Below are 19,443 nucleotides of genomic sequence, written 5' to 3' on the forward strand. Positions count from 1 at the left end.
GGCCGGACGCGTCACGGGGATGACTGCTGTCCTTCGCACGCAATGCGTGCGCAGACCCCCGGTCCTGCAGTGAATGGCGAAGGGCGGTGGCGGATCCTGTCCCGCGCACCGGCCGTTGGGCCGGAAAACAAAAGGTCATCACGCTTTAACGATGCAATCACAATGTGCCCGTAACCACGGTCGGCGTCTTGACGCAATTAGCGGTTCTGCATGCGGAATAACGCATGGTCGCGACGCGGCGGCGCGTCCGGGCCAGCGACCGGCATGCATATACGTTGCTTCCGGTTCAGCCGGCGCCGCTGCACGCCGGCGCGCGCCGGGTGCAACTCGGCACAATGTTTCAGTAGCTTGGCAATGGCTGCGATACATCGCCAGCTACGTGACGCACGAAGCAACCAGCAAACAAGCGCGCAGGCATGGCGAACCGCCCGCGATGGCGTGTTCCCGCCTTCCAGTTCAACTCAACGCCGGTGTGCAACCGCTGGCGGCGACAGCCGCAGCAACACCACGCCATGCGCAGCGACCTGCACGCTGCGCAGCTCGCTGGCGGGCCGGCTGCCGCCGCGCCACAGATCGCGCCAGCGGCGCCCGCGCAGCGCGGTGCCGGCATCGTCTTCGCTCAGCGCCACCCGCCGTGGCTGCGCATCGCGATTGAACACGCCGAGCGCGACGCCGCCATCGGCCAGCGGCTTGCGCCAGATCTCGATCGCGCCGTCCTTGCGCACCGCCCTGCCCTGCACGCCCAGCGCATCCTGGTCGATCGCCAGCACGTCGCGATTGCGCAGCAGCGCCAGCGTCGCCGGGGTCATCTGTCGCAGGTCGTTGCCGAGCAGCAACGGCGCCGCCGACAGCGCCCACAGCGCCAGGTGCGTGCGGTATTCGTCCACGCTCATGCCGCCGTTGCCGACCTCGAGCATGTCCGGATCGTTCCAGCCACCCGGGCCGGCGTCGGCGGGATCGCCGTTACGGTCGAAGCCGATCGAGGCCATTTTCGCGTAGCTGTCCTCGATGTCGCCGGTGGTGCGCCACAGGTGGCCGCCGACCTCGCGCCCCCACTGCCCGACATGGTCGCGGCCGTACTGGCACAGGCTGTAGACGATCGGCCGGCCGGTCGCACGCAGCGCCTGGCCCATCTGCAGGTAGGCGCGGCGCACCTGTTGCGGTTCGCGAAAGATGCCCTCGCCCGAGCACAGATCGTACTTGACGTAGTCCACGCCCCAGCCGGCCCAGGTGCGCGCGTCCTGTTCGACGTGGCCGTAGCTGCCGGTGTAGCCGGCGCAGGTCTTGGGGCCGGGCGAGCTGTACAGGCCCAGCTTCAGGCCCTTGCCGTGCACGTAGTCGGCCAGCGCGCGCATGTCGGGAAAGCGCGCGTTCGGCTGCAGCACGCCGTCGCGGTCGCGCTGGCCCTGCCAGCCGTCGTCGATGTTGACGTAGACGTAGCCGGCATCGCGCAGCCCGGAAGCGACCATGGCGTCGGCGATGCGGCGCACGGTGGCGTCGTCGATGTGTTCGGCGAAGCGGTTCCAGCTGCTCCAGCCCAATGGCGGCGTCCGCGCCAGGCCGTCGCTCGGCAATGCGGCATAAGCCGGCAGCGGCGCGGCGGGAAACGCCAGCCGTTCCGCGTCCGCCTCGCTGCCGCGGCTGGCGCGCACGTCGACCTGCTCGTCCCAGATGCGCCCGGCCACATGCAGCTGGCCGTGCTCCAGGGTCGCGGTCCACGGTTGCGCCGGCAGCCGCGGATTGCCGTTGTCGATCTGGAAGTGGGCCACGTCGCCGTCGATGCGCAGTTGCTGCATCGGCACATCGCCATACCAATCGGTGGTGATGCTGCCCTGCGCCTGACCATCGCGCTGGACGATGCGCAGGTAACGCGGGCCGGGAAACGACGGCCCCTGCGCGATCACCCAGATGCCGTGCAGTGGGCTGTCGGTTGCCGTGGCCGCTACTGCGACCGGCGGCGCATGCGCGCAGCCGCCACTGCCGATCACCGCGAGTGCGAGCAGGCCACCCCACAGCCAGCGGCGCGCGGGAAACGCAACGCGCGAGCGTGGCGCCCTAGTAGGCTCCCGCCAGGGCGCGACGCCAGCGCCGCGTGCATGCGCCGCCGCGGTGGTCATGCGCTCGCGGCCGGGATCAACCAGCCGCCGAACAGCGGCCCAGCGGTATCGCCGTGTTGCGGCTCGATGCGGAAGGTCAGCTGCGCGGCGCGGGTCAGCGCCGGCGGCAATACGTAATCGCGATCGACGAAGTCGATGACCTGGCTGCGGTCCACCTGCACTTCCACCGCCAGCTTGCCGTCGATCAGGATGTTGAAGCGGCCCTTGTCGCTGCCCCAGAAACGCAGGCGCAACGCCAGCGGCTGCGCGCTGCCTTTCATCTGGAACTCGACGAAGCCCTTGCCGCGCACGTCGCGGCATTGCTGGCGGCGGTAGGCGCCGCCGAAGGACGTATCGCTGCGCAGCTTGTGCGCCTGCTCGGAGGCCTCGTCGCCGAACTGGATCATATCCACCGCACTGGCCTGCAGCGCCGCGCGCTCGGCCTGCTGGCGCGCGCGTCGCGCCGCTTCCTGCGCCCACTGCGCCGGCGCCATGCGTTTGAAGTACAGCGCGCTGCGGCGTTCGTACTGCGCGTAGAACGGCACGAAAGTCAGCCCCGGCGGCTGCGTGGCGGCGGCCAGGAAATGCCCGAGCTGCGGCAATTCGGCAAACCCCGCCAATGGATCGGCCGCGGCCACCAGCGCCGGGTCTGGCGCGTCGTAGGGATCGGCGACCGGGCCGAGATCGGCGGCCAGCGCCAGCGGACCGCGCATCACCACCACCGTGTCGGCATCGCCGGCGGCATGCTCCAGGCGCAGCGGCATCGCCAGGTCCAGTTCGATCAGGTCGCCGCTGCGCCACTGCCGCTCCAGCGCCAGATAGCCATCGGCGGAGGTGCCACGCTGGGCCTTGCCGTTGACGCGCACTTTGTAGTCCCCCTGGCACCAGGCCGGCAGCCGCAGCAGCAGGCGGCGCGGTGTGCGTGCGCCGGCGCGACGCAGTTGCAGCCGCACCTTGCCGTTGTCGGGCACGCCGCTGTCCAGTTCCAGCGCCAGGTCGCGCTCGGGCCAGTCCAGGGTCGAGGGGATGTACAGGTTGACATACAGCGACGCCGCGTCCTGCCAATAGATCGAGTCGCCGAACTGCGCATGCGCCTCCATGCCGCTGCCGACGCAGCACCAGAACGAATCGAACTTGTCGGAGAAGCCGCGCTCGCCGCCGCTGATCATCGGCGTCATGTAGGTGAACATGCCGGTGGCCGGATGCTGCGCGGCCATCGTATGGTTGTGCAGGGTGCGCTCGTAGTAGTCGAAGTAGCGCGCCTGCGGCGTCCACTGATACAGGTGCCGGGTCAGCTTGAGCATGTTGTAGCTGTTGCAGTGCTCGCAGGTCTGCTCGGTCAGGAACGCGGCGATGGTGTCCGGTTCCTGGAAATACTCGCGATCGGCGTTGCCGCCGATGACATAGCTGTAGTGGCCGGTCACCGTTTCCCAGAAGAAGCGCGCTGCGGCCGCGGCGTCGGCATCGCCGGCGACCTCGAACTGGCGCGCCTCGCCGATGAACTTGGGTACCTGGGTATTGGCATGGATGTGCGGCAACTCGTCTCGGCCGGCCGCGGCCGGATCGATCACCTTCTCGTGCCGCAGGCGCTTGCCCAGCGCGACCCAGCGCGGGTCGCCGGTGCGCGCGCCCAGTTCGATGTAGGACTCGTTGAGGCCGCCGAACTCGGTATCCAGCAGGGTCTGCATCTGCGCATGGTCCAGCGCGTCGAAGACTCCGCCCAGATAGCCGGCCAGCGGCAGCAGCACCTGCAGCGCCTGCGCGTTGCCGGCCAGTTCGTGCGCATCGAGCAGGCCGGCGAACAGTTTGTGCACCGTGTACAGCGGCGACCAGCTGCCGTTGAGATTGAACTTGCTGCCTTTGATGATGCCGCGCCGTACTTCCTCGAACACCACCTTGCCGCTGTCGATGGTGCCCTTGTCGTTCTTGCGGGTGAGTCCGCCGACGTAGCCGTCCGCGTCCTTGGCCTGCGCGCGCGCCAGTTCGGCCACGATGTAGTCGATGCGCTGGCGCAGCGCGGGATCGCGCGTCTGCGCATGCATCTTGGCCAGTGCGCTGAGGTAATGGCCGAGCGTGTGCCCGGCGATGGTGTCGCCTTCCCAGCCGCCGTAGACCTCGCCCTTGGGCGGCAGGCCGGCGTTCTGCAGGAAGTTGTGCAGCAGGCGGTCCGGCTCCAGTTCCAGCAGATAGCGGCGATTGGTCTGCAGCGAATCCAGGAACAGCGACGGCTTGAGCGTGACCTGCTTGAGCGGCAGCGCCTGCACGGCACCGGCGCTGGACGCGGCAGCATCCAGCGGGAAGCGCAACAGCCCCGCGGCCACCGCGAGCGCGCTCCATTGCAGGAAACGCCGCCGCGAGGGGTCCAGCGCCGTCAGATCGACATCGGCGGCATGCGCGCAGTGCGCGGTGTGGACGTCGTGCCCAGAGCGCGCGCTCATCGCGCACCGCGCGAATGGATGGCTACGGGAAACCGAGAGGAAATGCGAGACGGCATTGCTTGCTCCTTTGCGCTTGGCGGCGGCGGGCGCGGGCCCGGCCGCGGCCACGAACGGGCGGCCTGTGGCCACTGTGTCATCGATACGTCATCGCGTCTTGTCGCCTCGGCAGCGCGAACATGCGGATTTGTGCCGAATCGCGCCCCATGCTCACAGCGCCAGGCGGATCCCGCCGTAGTACATGCGCCCGATCACGTCGTACACGCCGGCGTGGTAGCCCAGCTCGAAATTGGCGCCGCCCGCCTCCGCACCCGGCACCCGCGGCGGCGCGCGGTCGAACAGGTTGCTGACCCCGCCGAAGAACTCCAGACCCGACTTGAGCCGGTAGTAGCCGGACACGTCGCTGTAGAACACGTTGCCGGTCCACACCTTTTGATAGTCGGTATCGGTGATCTCGGTGCTGTTGCGCATCTTGGAAAAATGCCGCAGCGACCAGGTCGCGCCGGCATGCGCGTTGGACCAGGTGCTGCGCAGCACGCCCTTCCAGTACGGCGAGCCGAACACCCCGGCGAAGTGGGTGACATCGTCCGGCTGGTCCGGATCCAGCGTGTAGTCCTGGCGGATCAGCCGCGTGTAGTTCAGGTCGAACGACAGCGCGCCGGCGTTCTGGCCCCAATGGTCGGCCAGGTCGTAGCGGTACTGTGCGGCGAAGTCGATGCCGCGGGTCAGGTAGCGCGACAGATTGAGTTTCTGCGTGACCACGTTGAGCAGGTTGCCGTCGGCGTCGCGGCTGACGAAGCCGCAGAACGGGTTGTCCAGCGTCTGCGCGTCGACGCACTTGTTGATGATGGTCTGCGCCGGAAACGAATCGATCGCACCGCGCAGGTCGATGCTGTAGTAGTCCACCGACAGCGAGAAGTCCTGCAGGAAACGCGGGCGCAGCACGATGCCGACGGTACGGGTCTTGGCGGTTTCGTTGGCCAGGTCCAGGTTGCCCTTGGTGATGATGTCGCGGTACAGCCAGTAGGTGCTCTTGTCCGAGGGATTGAGCTGCGCGCAGTTGGCCGCGGTGTACTGGCTGCGGTCGGTGCGGTAGCGCTGGTTGTAGGTGTTGCACGGGTCGGTGATCCACATGCCGCCGATGCTGCTCGCGGTATACAGCTCGCCGATGTTGGGCGCGCGCACCGCCTTGCCGTAGGTGCCGCGCAGGGTGATGTCCTGGATCGGCGCCCAGTCGATGCCGAACTTGTTGGTGACGGTGCGGCCGGCGAGGTTGTAGTCGGACACGCGTACCGCCGCGTCCACGCCCAGGCGCTGTGCGAACAGCTTGTCGGCCAGCAGCGGCAGGTGCAGCTCGCTGTACAACTCCTTGACGTCGTACTGCCCGACCAGCGGCAATTGGGTGGTGCCCAGGCTGGCGTCGTAGGCGGGATTGGCCGGATCGTATTGCGCGACCGCACCGATATCGTTGCGTTCCTTGCGGTACTCGCCGCCGAACACCATCTGTACTTCGCCGCCGGGCAGGTCGAACAGGCCGCCGGACGCGTAGGCCGACAGCACCTGCTGGGTCAGGGTGGTGGTGGCCCAGTCGGAGTCGTAGCGCAGGTAATCGATCTCTTTCGCGGTCAGGCGCTTGAACGGGTTCAACGGTACGCAGCCGTTGCCCGGATCGGTGAGCGTGCTGCGGCAGATCGCGCTGCCGTCGGCGGCCGTGGTGGAATCCACCGCCAGGTAATAGCGCGGATAGGCCACCGTATCGATGTCGCGGTTGCGCTGCCGGGTACGGCCATAGGAGTAGTACGCCGAATAGTTCCAGGCGCGCCCGCCCAGGCTGAAATCGCCTTCCACGCCGAACACGCCCTGCAACAACTGGCGCCGGTACTCGCTGCCGCCCTGCCCCAGCTCCTCGTCGAAATGCCGCGCGAAATAGACTCCGTCGGTGATCGTGCCGCCGTTGGCCGCGCGCATCTCGTCGGTGATGAACGGACTGTCGGCCGGCACCGCCTCACTGCCGAACGCGCTCAGCGCGCGCCAGGCCGATTGCGATTGCGTCCGCGAGTAGCCGACATTGGCGAAGAAACGCAGGCTGTCGTTGACATCGAAATTGAACGTGGCGCGACTGGAGAAGCGGTCCGACGGTACCGCCAAGTACCACGAATCGTAGCGTCCGCCGTATTCGCCGCCGTCGGTGAGCAGACTGCCCAGCGCGCCGGACGGATCGGCCAGGCTGATCGGCGAGGCGTTGACGTAGCCGCCGGGTCCGAGCACGGGCGCGCGCAGCTGGCCGTCGGCGGTCATCGCGTAGTGGCGGCCGCCGAGGATGAGCTGTGCGTCCTCGGCGTTGTTGATGTTGCGGTTGTTGTCGGAGATCCAGTAGCGCTGGTTGCGGTTGTTGCGGGTGTACATCGGGTAGCCGGTGGCGGTCCATGGCCGGTCCTGGCCGGACACCGAATCGGGCTCGCGCTCGTAGAAACCGTAGAAGGTGAAGTTGCCGCGGTTGTCGGCGAAGTTGCGCCCGAACAGCGCATCGACGCTGCTGCTGCGCATGTCGCCGCGGCTGGAGATGCCGTAGCGCGCACTGGCGTCCAGGCCCTGGAAATCCTTCTTCAGGATGAAGTTGGCCACGCCGGTGACCGCGTCGGCGCCATACAGCGCCGAAGCGCCGCCGGTGATGACTTCCACCCGTTCGACCAGGCTGGAAGGAATATTGCTCACGTCCACCGCCGAGGTGCCGGGGATCGCCGGCACCTGGCGCCGGCCGTCGACCAGCACCAGGGTGCGCTGGGTGCCCATGCCGCGCAGGTCCAGCGCGTTGATGCCCGGATTGCCGGCCAGGTTGCTGGTCTGGCTGGTCTGGGTCAGCGCCAGGCTCGGCAGCTGATTGACCACGTCGGCGATCTCGGTATAGCCGGCCGCGCGGATCTGCTCGGCGCCGATCACGGTCAGCGGCGTGGGGCCATCCAGCGCATCGTTGCGGCGGATGCGCGAACCGGTGACGACCACGCTGTCCAGGGTCTTGGCGTCGGCGGCGCTGTCGCTGCCATCGGCCGCGGCGGCGGCGGTGGCGCGCGCGACGGCCGCTTCCTGCGCCGCCGCCGGCAACGCGGCCAGCAGCGCCATGCCGATCGCGGCGCACAACAGCGTGCGTCCGTGTTCGCGCCGATCGCGACAGGAGGAGACCAGAGAGGAGGAAGGCAAACGAACGTCGCGCATGGGTTGTCTCTCGGTTGAGCGGCCTGCACCGAAATCCAGGCCGCACGACGCCACGCCCTCGCCGCGCATGGCAGCGAGAACCCGCATCGATCGATGGAGGCCGTGCATCCCCGCACGGCGCAGAATGCGGTGCGCGTGTCGCGCATCGGAGAACCATTGCGCATCTCCGCGCTCCGGAAAAACCGTCGCGCGTCGCTACGCACCGCAGCTGCAGCGTTTCACGTCTGCAGGGTCAACGTCTTGTGCAAAAACCTCGCCTTTGACGTGGAAATTTGTCGATATGTTGCGATGTGTCGCAATGACTGCCACACACCGTGCGCGACCTCACGCCGGCCCGCATGCGACCCTCAGTGCGCGACAGGCGCCGCTGCCGCGGCTTGCCGGTTCCAGTCCGGCGTCGGCGCCTGCTGCAACCAGCGCACGAAGAAGTCCGCGAGGCGGCGCCGGCCGTAGTCGCCACCGGCGCCATGGTCGCCGCCCGGGACCACCAGCAGATCGAAATCCTTGCCGGCCTTGATCAGCCGGTCGGCGACCTGGAAGGTGCTGGCCGGATCGACGTTGTGGTCCATGTCGCCGGTCACCAGCAGCAGATGCCCCTGCAGGCGCGCGGCGTTGTCGACATTGGACGAGGCCGAATACCACGGTCCGACCGGCCAGCCCATCCATTGCTCGTTCCACCAGATCTTGTCCATGCGGTTGTCGTGGCAGCCGGAATTGGCCACCGCGGCTACGTAGAACTCCGGGTGGAACAGCAACGCGCCGAGCGCGCTCTGGCCGCCGGCGGAGGTGCCGTAGATGCCCACGCCCTGCTCGATCGCGTACCACGGATACTGCGCGGCCACGGCCCGGTGCCAGGCGATGCGATCGGGGAAACCGGCGTCCTTGAGGTTGCGCCAGGCCACGTCGTGGAACGCGCGCGAACGGTTGTTGGTGCCCATGCCGTCGATCTGCGCCACGGCGAAGCCGAGCGCGGTCAGTGCCGGCACGCGCGCACTGAAGGTCTTGGGCACGAACGAGCCGTGCGGCCCGGCGTAGATGTTCTCGACCACGCGGTAGCGCTGCTGCGGATCGAGCCCCTGCGGGCGATGGATCACGCCCCAGATCTCGGTCTTGCCGTCGCGTCCGGGCGTGTGGAACGGCAGTGGCGGCACCCAGCCGGCCGCACGCAGCCGGCTCAGGTCGGTGCGCTCGACCTGGCGCACCAGCGCACCGTCGTCGCTGCGGCGCAGCTCCAGCACCGGCCCCAGGTCCACGCGCGAATACAGGTCGAGCAGCCAGCGGCCGTCGGGCGACAGCACGATCTCGTGGTCGGCCGGCGCCGGCGTCAGCGCGGTCAACCCGCTGCCGTCCAGGCCGATGCGATAGGCGTGGCGGTAATAAGGGTCCTCGCCGGGGGTCATACCCGAGGCGATGAAGTAGATCTGCTGCGCCGCCTCGTCGACGCGCTCGACCTTGCGCACCACCCACTCGCCGCGCGTGACCTGGCGCGGAGCGCCGCCGCTGCGCGTGTCGTACAGGTACAGCTGCTCCCAGCCATCGCGCTCGGAAGCCCACAGGGTGCGCGCGCCGTCAGCGAAGTCGTGGCGATAGCGTTTGCCGCCGTTCTCGTGGGTGCCGCTGAGATCGGAATACTCGATGAAGGTCGGCGAGGTTTCCTCGATCAGGGTGCGCGCCTGCGCGCTGCGTCCATCCGCCTCGATCACCCGGTAGCGCTGGTGGCCGCGTTCGTTGTACTCGAAGGTGAAGCCGCTGCCGTCGCTGCGCCACTGCGGCCAGCTCAGCGCGAACGCATTCGGGAACAGCGTTGCCGGCACCGCGGTTGCCTGCCGCGAGGCGAGGTCGAACAACACCGGCTGCAGCACCGGCAGCGGATCGCCGGGCTTGGCGTAGAGTTGCTGGTGCAGCTTGGGCTGCAACTGGTCCACTGGCGCCGACTCGATGTAGTACACCGTGCGCAGCGGTGCCGGCTTGATGCGGTAGGCGACCAGCCGGGTCGAATCCGGCGACCAGGCGATGCTGTCCGCCGCGTAGTACTCGGCGGCGCTGCCGTCGCGGCTGAGTGCGACCGCAGCGCCGCCAGCGGCCGGCGCGACCACCACATTGCCGGCCTCGACCCAGGCCCGCCACTTGCCGTCCGGCGACGCCTGCGCATACGCCGGACCCTGCTTGAGCGGGATGCTCATGTCGTAGGAATCGGGCGGCAGCGGCTCCATGTCGGTGCGCGTGCAACGGTACTGCGGCAGCGCGCACTGCCAGCGCACGCGATCGCGCTCGAAGGCCAGCCGCTGCGCGTCCAGCTTCACCTCGCTCAGCTGCAATGCCGCCGCATCGACCGGCTTGCCGCTGGCCGCGGACATCGCCGCCGCCAGCCGTGCGTGATCGAACGCAGGTTCGTTGCGGCCGTCGGCGACCGCGACCCGCCGGTACTCGATCGCCGGTGCGGCGCCGTTGCGCGCCAGCGAACGCCGATACAGGAAATGCCCGGCGTCCAGCCACACCGGCTGCGACGGCTGGCGATCCACCAGCGCCTCGTAGCGCCGGCTCAAGGCCTGCGCGCGCTGGTAGTCGTCCGCGCTCGGCGCGGCCAGCGCGCAGGGTGCCAACGCCGTCAACGCCAACAGCAATGCGCCCGCTGCGGCGACGCGCCCCCCGTTTCGATCCGTCTTCATCCGTCGACCACCCGATGCCTCAAAGCGTGTCGCAGCGCTGCGCATCCGCAGCGCCGGCCTGGACCAGGCGCTGCGCGCGCGTGGCCCATATTTCCCATTCCTGCACCGCCAGCGCGGCGTAGCGGCCATCGTCGCCGGAAGCATCGAACACCGCACGCACGCAACGCGTGGTCACCGGCGCGAAGCGCACCGTCTGCAAGCGGCCGGCCACCGCACCACGCGGCGCCTGCGCCAGCGGCAACCACTGTCCGCCTTTGCGGTACTCCAGATGCCAGCGCGCAGGCGGCGCCACGCCTTCGTTGGCGCCGGGTGGATGGTCGGCCCAGAACACGATGCGGCTGCGCTGCAGCGTCACCGGTTGCGCCCAGCTGTACTGGATCCACTGCTGCGGCGGATTGTGCGGGCTCCAGCTGCCCCACATCTGCGGCGGCAGCGGATTGCGCTTGACCACGCCGTCGTTGAGCGCGGCGATCCAGTACTGGTGCGGGATGTCCGGGCCGTTGGAGGCGCTGGCATGGGCGTAGCGGGCGACGTTGCGCTGCAACGGCAGTGGCGGCTGCGGCGCGCGCGTGGCGATCACGCGGCGGATCCGCGCGGGCTGCTGCGTGTCGTCCCATTCCATCCTGTCGATCGCCACGCTGCGGCGGAAGTGGCCGCCGCCCTTGGCGTCGGCGGTGTGGTAGACCAGATACCACTGGCCCTTGAAGTGCACGATGCCCGAATGCGAGGTGGTGGAGGACACCGGCGGCAGGATCACCCCGCGGTAGGTCCACGGCCCCAGCGGCGACGGCGCCGTGCCGTAGGCGATGCAGGCGTGGTACAGCGTCGGCGTGCAGTCCGAGTCCGGCCCGGCGCGGTTGCCGGCGTAGGCCATGTAGTAGGTGCCGTTGCGCTTGAACAGCCACGGCGCCTCGAAATAGCCGTCCAGCGTGGTCACCGCCACCGCCTGCCCCTTGGGCGTGACCATGTCGCGTTCCAGTTCGATCCCGAACAGCTTGCCGAAAGTGCCCCAGTACAGGTACACGCGGCCGTCGTCGTCGACCAGCACGGTCGGATCGATGTTCTGGATCGTGTTCCGGACCGGCAACGACTGCGACAGGATCGGCCCTTGCGGATGCGCATCGCGCCACGGTCCCAGCGGGCTGTCGGCGACCGCCACGCCGATCGCGAACGGATCGGCGTTGGGCGAGTGTTTTTCCTCCACCGGTGCGTACAGGTAATATCGCCGGTCCGGCCCCTGCACGATCTGCGCGGCATAGGCGCGGCCCGCGGCGGCCCAGGCGAAGACCTGTTCCGGACGCAGCAACGCGGGATAGTGGGTCCAGTTGCCGCTGCCGACATCGTCGGTCACCAGCATTTGCCAGCGCCGGATCACGAAGTCGTTGACCTCCGGCGGCGCTTCGTCGCGGCCGGCGATGATGTACAGCTTGCCGTCGGCGACCAGCGGCGCCGGATCGGCGGAATAGTCGCGGCCGTCGGCCAGGATCGGATTGCCGGCGCTGCGCACGCTGCGCGCGCGCAACGGCGCCGCCTGCGCGCCGGCAACGGCCAGCGCCAGCAACAGCCAGGCGCCGCTGCGCCGGGCAAGCCATGCTGCGCGGCGCAGGCTCATGGCGCCACCGCCGCATCGACCACGATCTGTAGCTGCACCGGCAACTTCCCGCTGTCGCCACGCCCCTGCACGATGCCGACGATGCTGCTGGTGCCCGGCGCGGCATAGGTGGTCGGCGACAATGGCGGCCACTGCACCGGCACGCGTTCACGCGAGCCGTCGTTGTACTGCACGCCGACGAATGCCGGCAGCGCCGGCACCTGGCCGACGCGCACGTGCAGCGGCGGCGGCGCCTGCACCGTGTTGATCTGGCCAGGCGCCGTGGCGCGCACCCAGATGCTGGCGCTCACCGGCATGCCGCCGTCGGCCAGGCCCTGCACCTGCACGCGGCCTTCGCCGGCCAAGGCTGCCGCGTCGAGCTGCGGCCAGCGCACGTCCAGCCACCCCCAGCTGCCGTCGGCGAAGTAGCCGGCGATGCGCTGCGGCAACGCCGGAGTCTCGCCCGGCGCCACCCGCGCGTCGATCGGCTCGACCGCGTCGGCGCGCTCGGCGAACACCTGCCATTCGTCGATGCCGACCGCGGCATGGCCATCGCCCTGCACCGCGGTATCCAGCACCGCACGCAACGCGGTGGTGGTCACCGGCGCGAACGCCACGCGGCTCGCTGCGCCGCGCGCGGCGACCGGATAGCCGCCGCGCACCGCGATGTCGCGCCACTGCTCGCCGTCGCGGTATTGCAGCTTCCACGCGCGCGGCGGCGCCACGCCGCCGTCGGGCTGGTCGTCCCAGAAGTAGAGTGCCGCGCCATTCAAGCGCTGCGGCTGCCGCCACTGGTACTGCACCCACACCGACGCCGGTTGCGCACGGCCCCAGCTACCCCAGCGCCGGTCCGCGGACGGCACCTGATCCGGCGCGGGCAACAGCCCGTCGTTGAGCGCCTGCAGCCGATGGTGGCCGGCGGTGAACTGCGCGCTGGCCTCGGCCTCGCCCTGCACTTCCAGGCCCTGCCCGGCCGGCGTCGGCGCGGCCGTCACGGCCACGTCGGCATGGCCTTGCAACGCGCCATCGTCGGCCTGCAAGCGTAGCGTGTAGGCGCCGGGCGCGGTGAAGCGCACGCCGGTGCTGGCCGCCTGCGGTTCCTCGAAGATCGCCGCGCCGCCCGGCGGCGCCTGCAGCACGCGCCACTGCAGTGCCAACGTGCCGTTCGGCAGCGCGTCGTCGCCGACACGGCCGAGCAGGCGCAGCGCACCGCCACCGGCGATGCCGTCCTGTTGCCAAGCCTCGACCTGCGGCGCCTGATTGGACTTGGCCACCGGTACCCTCACGCCGCTGGCATAGGCCTGGATTTCCTTGATCCCGGTGCGCAGCGCGCCGGCATGGGTCACCAGCACGCGCAGCCGTTGCAGGCGCAATGCCGGGAAGCGCACGCGGTTGCGATTGCCCTGCGCGATCGGCGCATCGCGCACCTGGCCGGGCACGGTCTTCCAGGTCTGTCCGTCGAAATACTGCAGCACGTACAGCCACGGCGGCGCATAGCCGGCGCGGGTGCCGGAGGGGAAGCCGTGCTGTTCGCCGGGCGGCGAGGAACTGCGGTAGAAGTACAGGCGCACGTCGTCCAGCAGTTGCGGCTTGCCCAGGTCGAGTTCGATCCAGTCGCTGCGCGACGGCGAGCCGGCCGTGCCCCAGAACGGTTCGTTGGCGGTGCTGCCGTCCACCGCCGCGCTGGCCGGGAAGCCATCGGCGGCATAGCTGGCGCTCATCGCTGCGCCTTGCGCAAGATTGTGCGCGGTCGCCGGCAGCGTGGTGTCCACGCCGGCGTCGGCCAACACCGCGGCGATGCGCGCATCGGCGGCGAAGCGCACCTGCTGCGGCGCCTGCACGGCGATGGTCTTCGCACCGAGCACACGCAACTGCGCGGCATCCGTATTGATCGCATCCGGCAGCGCCTGCACGCGGCCGCTGGCCGGGTCGTAGAGCACATGCGCCAGGCGATCGACGGTGAACGCCAGCTTGCCGTCCAGATACAGCGAATAGCCCTTGGGCACCGCGCCGCCGTAGTGGCGGCCGTCGCGATCCCAGACGATGGCCAGATCGCGATCGCGGTAGCGCACCGCGTCGGCGGCGAAGTGATCCCAGCCGATGTCGATCGGATACAGCTCGATCTTCGCGTCGCTGCGCGGACGCAGGCCCATCGCGTCCTCGATCACGGTGAAGTTGGTCGCGCCGAGCTGGGTGTGGTGGATCCACGAGCGGTAGCCGATGCTGCCGCCGTCGGCGGCGCTGCCCTGCGCCCAGAACTCGTTCTGGTCCGGGTAGCGGTTGTCGCCGTCGATGTAGTGCGCCCAGGCGTTCCAGTACAGCAGCTTGCGGTAGCTGTTCGCGTCCAGGTATGGACTGGGATAGTCGCGCAGCGCGCTGCCGAACAGGCGGAAGGCGACCGTGGAGTTGATCACCGAAAAATTGTTGCTGCCGCCGGCGCCGCGCGCCTGCCGGTCGGCCTGGTTGGCGGTGTAGAACGGGAAGATCGGATACTGCCGCGCGTCGGCGAACAGGCGCAGCGCGCGCACGTATTTCGGATCGTAGTCGGCATCGCCCTGCCTGGGCATCAGGCCGACGCTGAACGGGTAGTAGTTGTTGGTCTCCTTCCAGTCCACCGGCAGCCGCGCGCCATCGGCCTGGCGCTGCTTGAGCAGGTCGCCGTGCAGGCCCATGCCGTCGGCGACATCGCTATGGTCCTGCCACAGCACGTCGAGCACGCCGCGGCGGATCTTCGCCGCCAGCGCCTGCATGCGCAGCGCGGTGGCCGCGTCGCCGGCGAGCTGCGCGGCCTGCGCCGCGGCCTGCGCGTTGGCGTAGACGTAGGCGCTCTCGCTGCGGTCCATGCGGATCTGGCCGTGCTGCTTGGCCCAGTCGAAGGACACCGCGTCGGCATCGTTGCCGGTCATCGCCGCCCAGTCGTACTCGATCAGGCCGTTGCCGTTGCGATCGTAGGCGCGCAACAGCGCGTCCGCGTCGGCGCTGGCGTAACGCGCCAGCTTGGCCGCCACCGCCGGCGGCCCGCCGTGCAACTGATAGGCGCGCCAGGCGGCGGCGCTGAGATATTGGGCGTAGGAATTGGACCAGTTCTCCGGCGCGCCGGGATTGTCCACGTACTTGCCGCCGCCGGCGGTCTCGCCGGCGCCCAGCCACGAGCCGTAGGCATAGCTGGGATCGCGCAGGTATTTGAGGTCGTCGATGAACATGCCGGTGGTCAGCACGATCGCGTTGTCGTAGCCGAGCACGCCTTCGATCGCCACCGGGAACTGGTAGTCGTTGCCGGGCACCGCGGCATCGAGGAAATTGAAGCGCAGCAGCCACCAGCGATAGAACAACGTCTTGTCGATGTTGTCCTCGGGCGTGTCCAGGTACGGCAGGTTGTCGGCCCACCAGCGGTTGTAGGCGATCACGTGCTCGCGGTAGGCCTGCTGCGGCGACTGCGCTGCGATGCGTCGGTACTCGCGCAACGACGCAGGCAGTTCGCGCGTGACCAACCCGAGCTGCACCTTGAGCGTCGCAGCCTCGCCGCTCGCCGGCACCGCCACGCGGCGCGCGATGGAACCGCCCTCGACCGAGAAGCCGTCGCCGGACAGCCGCGGAAACACCGTGGTGATCGCGTTGTGGGTGGCGAACGCACCGGTCAGCTCGGCGCCGTCGGCGTGCGTGGCCATCGGCGAGATCGCGCGCAAGGTCAGCGCATGCGCCACGCCGTCGCTGCTGGACAGCGTGGCCTCGGCCACGGCCACGTTCTGCTCGCTGATGAACTTGACCAGGCGCAAGCGCACGCCGGCATCGGCATCGGCATAGACGCTGCTGAAATAGCTCGGTGTCTGCCGCCGCTGTGCGCTGTCCTCGATCAGCTGCAGCGGCTTGCCGTCGATCTCCGCCTGCAGCCGGAACAACGCATCGTGGCCAGTCTTGTGCGCGTAGGCGACATCGCCGACGAAGCCCGGCTGCTGCGGCTGATGGGTGTACATGTACGCGGCGCGGCCGCGGCTGAACAGCCAGTTGTTGGTGTCGTCGAACCCGCCGCCGGTGCCGCTGCGCGCGAGCATGCGGTCGATCCAGAAATCCTTGCCCGGCGCAGTGCCGGCGTCGGCCGCCAGGTCGGCGGCGAACACCCGCTGCAGATAGCGGCCAGGCGCGAAGGCCACGCCGCTGTCCGGAATCGGTGTCGGGCTGCCCTTGAAGCGCGGATAGCCGAGCGCGGCGTTGCTGGTCTGCAACGCTTCGCCATCCGCGGCGGCGACGGCGCTGGCCCCCACCGCGCCGCACGCCGCACCCAGCAACACCGCGAGCAACGCGGCGGCGGCGCGCGGCCGCCGCCAGGCCGCGGCCACGCCGCCTGCCCGCAACCTCAAAACTCGGTCCTGAGCCGGGCCCAGAAGTAGCGCCCCAGCGTGTCGTAGGTGAACGCATCGGTATTGGCCGCGCTCGCATAGCCGTAGTACTGCGGCGGCTTGCGGTTGCCGACATTGTTGGCGCCGGCCGACAGCGTGGTGTGCAGGCTCTCGAACTTCCGGCTCAGCGAGACGTCGTGGTAGGTCACCGTGCCGACCTTGAAGTAGACGCAGCTGCCGTCGGCGGCGGTGTTCACGCAGAAGTCCTCGTAGGCGCTGCCGACCGTGGTCGGCCCGATCAGGCGCGTGTTCCAGCTGGCGTGCCACGGCCCGTTGTCCCAGCCCAGGTTGAAGCTGGCGCGCCAGCGCGGCAGGTTGCCGTAGCTGGACATCTCGCCGACGTAGTTGTGGTCGTCGCCGCTGAACCTGTAGCTGGACAGGAAGGTGGCATCCACGCCGGCTTGGAAGCTGCCCCAGGCGGTGTCGCGCAAGGCGTACTTGATGCCGATGTCGTAACCGCGGATATCGACCTTGCCGCTGTTGATCGCGAACGGCACGGTCACGCTGACCAGCTGGCCGCTGGCGTTGCGCTGGATCAACGGGCAGTACGCGCTCTGGCCGTCGTAGCAGTTCTGCAGCACCTGATCCAGGCCCACGCCATTGATCATGTCGTCGAGCGTGACCCGCCAGCTGTCCAGGTTCAGCGACAGGCCGTCCGCCCAGCCCGGATCGTAGACCGCACCGACGTTGTAGGAACGGCCCTGCTCGGGCTTGATCGCGAAGCCGGCATTGGCCGAACCGGTGGTCAGCACGGTGAACGAGGAGGTGTTGACGAAGCTGCCATTGGTCGGCACGTTGGCGCAGGCCGCGGCGTTGCCGCCGCCGGTGTAGCCGTTGCACGGGTCGGTGTAGTCGCCGGTGCTGTCCACCACCGAGTTGTACGGCGAGCCGTACAGATCGCCCAGCGCCGGCGCGCGGAACACCTCCGAGCCGGTGGCGCGGATCAGCAGGTTGTCGATCGGCCGCCATTCCAGCGCGACCTTGCTGTTGGTGGTGTTGCCCCAGTAATCGTACTTGGAATAGCGCGTGCCCAGGTTGAGGTTCAGCGCCTGCGCGCCGGGTACGTCCTTGAGCAGTGGAATCAGCACTTCGGCGTAGGCTTCCTTGATCGTCTCGTCGTGGCCCTGGTTCATGATGCAGCCGTCGTTGTAGTCGCAATTGCCTTCGGCATCGGCGGCGGCGACCGGATTGCTGGTGCCCTGCGAGAACCCGTTCTTGCGGAACGACAATCCGAATGCGGCCTGCACCATGCCCGCCGGCATCGCGAACAGGTCGCCGTTGACGCTGGCCTCGGCGAACTTCATCGTGCTCTCGTCGATCAGGTCGACCGCGCTCTGGGTGGCCTTGATCCCGGCGATGGTGGCCGGATCGTCCGGATTGAACACGTTGATCGGGGTACAGCCGGAGATCACGTTGCCCGGCGTGCCGCACTTGACCACGCCGTCGCTGTCCAGGAACGAGGCGCCGACCGCGTTGTTCAGCGCCGAGGTGATCGAGAAGCCGTTGCGCACCAGGGTGTCCTTGTAGCGCGCATAGCCGGCCGCCGCGTCCCACTGCCAGCTGGTGTCGGCGAACTTGCCGCGCAGCCCCGCCACGATGTTGGTCTGGTACATGGTCGAGGTGTAGACGCGGGTGTTGGCCGCCACCGAGCGCAGCAGGTAGCGCGAGAGCTGGCTGCCGAACGGGTTGTAGTAGTTCTGCGCGGCGTTGGGCAGCTCCAGGCCATAGGCGGTCAGCTGCGAGGTGGTCTCGCTGCGGGTCCAGAACATGTCCAGATAACCCTGCACATTGGGGGTGAAGTCGAAGCTGGCGTGCGCCGAGAAATTGGTGCGGGTCACCGGAGTGATCAAGTACTGGCCGTAGTAGGCGTCGTAGCCGTCGCTGGCGATGTTGTAGGTGCGGTAGTCGCTGGCATCGACCGCGCCGGGCGCCAAGCCGCTGTTCGGCGTCAGCACGCGGCCGTCGCTGAGGAAGGCGCGGGTGCCGTTGCCGCGGCGCTCCACCACCTGACCGTTGAGATAGTTCAGCGCGGTCTTGGAATAGCTGCGGTCCTCGTCGTACAGCGCGTTCATCGAGCTGCGGCTCAGACCCAGGATCAGCCCGCCGCGCTCCCAGGTCTTGCCCCACTCCAGGCCGTAGGAACGGCGGTTGCCGTCGCCATGGGTGCTCTGGCCGTAATCGACGGTCGCCGCGGCGCCGTCGTACTTGTCCTTGAGGATGATGTTGACCACGCCGGCGATCGCATCGGAGCCGTACACCGAGGACGCGCCGTCGGTCAGCACCTCGATCCGCTCCACCATCGCCGCCGGGATCGCGTTGATGTCCACGCCGGGCGCGGCGGAGACGCTGCTGGCCGGCCCGGCCATGCGGTGGCCGTTGACCAGTACCAGAGTGCGCTCGGCGCCGAGGTTGCGCAGCGAGACCAGCGCGCGGCCGTGGCTGAAGCCGGAATTGAGCGAGATGTTGGGCATGTTGCCGGCCATCGCCGGCAGTTGCTGCAGCAGCTGGCCGAGCGTGTCCTGGCCGCTGTCCTCGATCCGCTGCCGGTCGATGGTGATCACCGGGCTGGCGGTTTCCGCATCGACACGGCGGATATGGCTGCCGGTCACCGTGACCTTTTCCAGCGTGGTGGCGGCCGCGCCATCGGCAGTGGCGTCCTGCGCCAGCGCGGCCGGCGCCGTTGCGGCCAGCGCCAACGCGGTACAGATCGCCGCTGCCAGCGGACCCGGCCGCTGCGCGCGGCGCCACGAAGACGGGGAGAGCGGCGCAGCGCGTTCAGACAAAGACGACATCGGGATTCTCCTGGGCGGCGATGCATGGCGATCGGCAGGGCCGGCATGCCCTTCCCCGGGCTGCCATCCCCATCGCCAGCGGTCGTTGGCGGGACGGAACAGGGCGTCGTGTGCAAGGCGCGACGGCAGCGCGAGCTGCCGCCGTCGCCGCTGCGTGCGGCGCTGCATCGTGCAGGAATCTCCCCCGGAGACTTCATTGCACGGACACAATGTGCGCGTACTGTGATGGCGTCGTCTTGTCGTATTTATC

The 19,443-nt window shown here is 69.0% G+C and carries 7 protein-coding genes; all 7 read right to left on the reverse strand.

The features are described from left to right. Positions 1 to 461: 461 nt before the first annotated feature. The 7 genes from AB3X08_RS13765 to AB3X08_RS13795 all read right to left on the reverse strand — a co-directional run bounded on the left by AB3X08_RS13765 (position 462) and on the right by AB3X08_RS13795 (position 19,193). The gene (locus tag AB3X08_RS13765; RefSeq protein WP_369933218.1) at positions 462 to 1,988 is read right to left on the reverse strand and encodes a glycoside hydrolase family 27 protein; all 1,527 of its coding nucleotides are present in this window, start codon (positions 1,986 to 1,988) and stop codon (positions 462 to 464) included. 125 nt (positions 1,989 to 2,113) lie between these two features. After that, positions 2,114 to 4,534, reverse strand: coding sequence for a beta-L-arabinofuranosidase domain-containing protein (locus AB3X08_RS13770; RefSeq protein ID WP_369933220.1), 2,421 nt, complete (start codon positions 4,532 to 4,534; stop codon positions 2,114 to 2,116). Positions 4,535 to 4,741: 207 nt separating this feature from the next. After that, positions 4,742 to 7,744 carry a TonB-dependent receptor plug domain-containing protein gene (locus AB3X08_RS13775; protein WP_369974714.1) on the reverse strand — a complete coding sequence of 1,001 codons (3,003 nt, stop codon included), beginning with the start codon at positions 7,742 to 7,744 and terminating at the stop codon, positions 4,742 to 4,744. Between the two features lie 347 nt (positions 7,745 to 8,091). Next, the gene (locus AB3X08_RS13780; protein ID WP_369933224.1) at positions 8,092 to 10,413 is read right to left on the reverse strand and encodes a S9 family peptidase; all 2,322 of its coding nucleotides are present in this window, start codon (positions 10,411 to 10,413) and stop codon (positions 8,092 to 8,094) included. Between the two features lie 19 nt (positions 10,414 to 10,432). Then, positions 10,433 to 12,025: a family 43 glycosylhydrolase gene (locus AB3X08_RS13785; RefSeq protein ID WP_369933226.1), complete on the reverse strand. Its 1,593-nt coding sequence runs from the start codon at positions 12,023 to 12,025 to the stop codon at positions 10,433 to 10,435. Beyond that, positions 12,022 to 16,362, reverse strand: coding sequence for an Ig-like domain-containing protein (locus tag AB3X08_RS13790; protein ID WP_369933229.1), 4,341 nt, complete (start codon positions 16,360 to 16,362; stop codon positions 12,022 to 12,024). The genes AB3X08_RS13785 and AB3X08_RS13790 overlap by 4 nt, the downstream gene beginning before the upstream one ends. Next, positions 16,359 to 19,193, reverse strand: a complete 2,835-nt coding sequence (locus tag AB3X08_RS13795; RefSeq protein ID WP_369933231.1) for a TonB-dependent receptor domain-containing protein — start codon at positions 19,191 to 19,193, stop codon at positions 16,359 to 16,361. The genes AB3X08_RS13790 and AB3X08_RS13795 overlap by 4 nt, the downstream gene beginning before the upstream one ends. Positions 19,194 to 19,443: the final 250 nt, after the last annotated feature.

This window comes from Xanthomonas sp. DAR 34887, assembly GCF_041245805.1.
Taxonomy (GTDB): domain Bacteria; phylum Pseudomonadota; class Gammaproteobacteria; order Xanthomonadales; family Xanthomonadaceae; genus Xanthomonas_A; species Xanthomonas_A tesorieronis.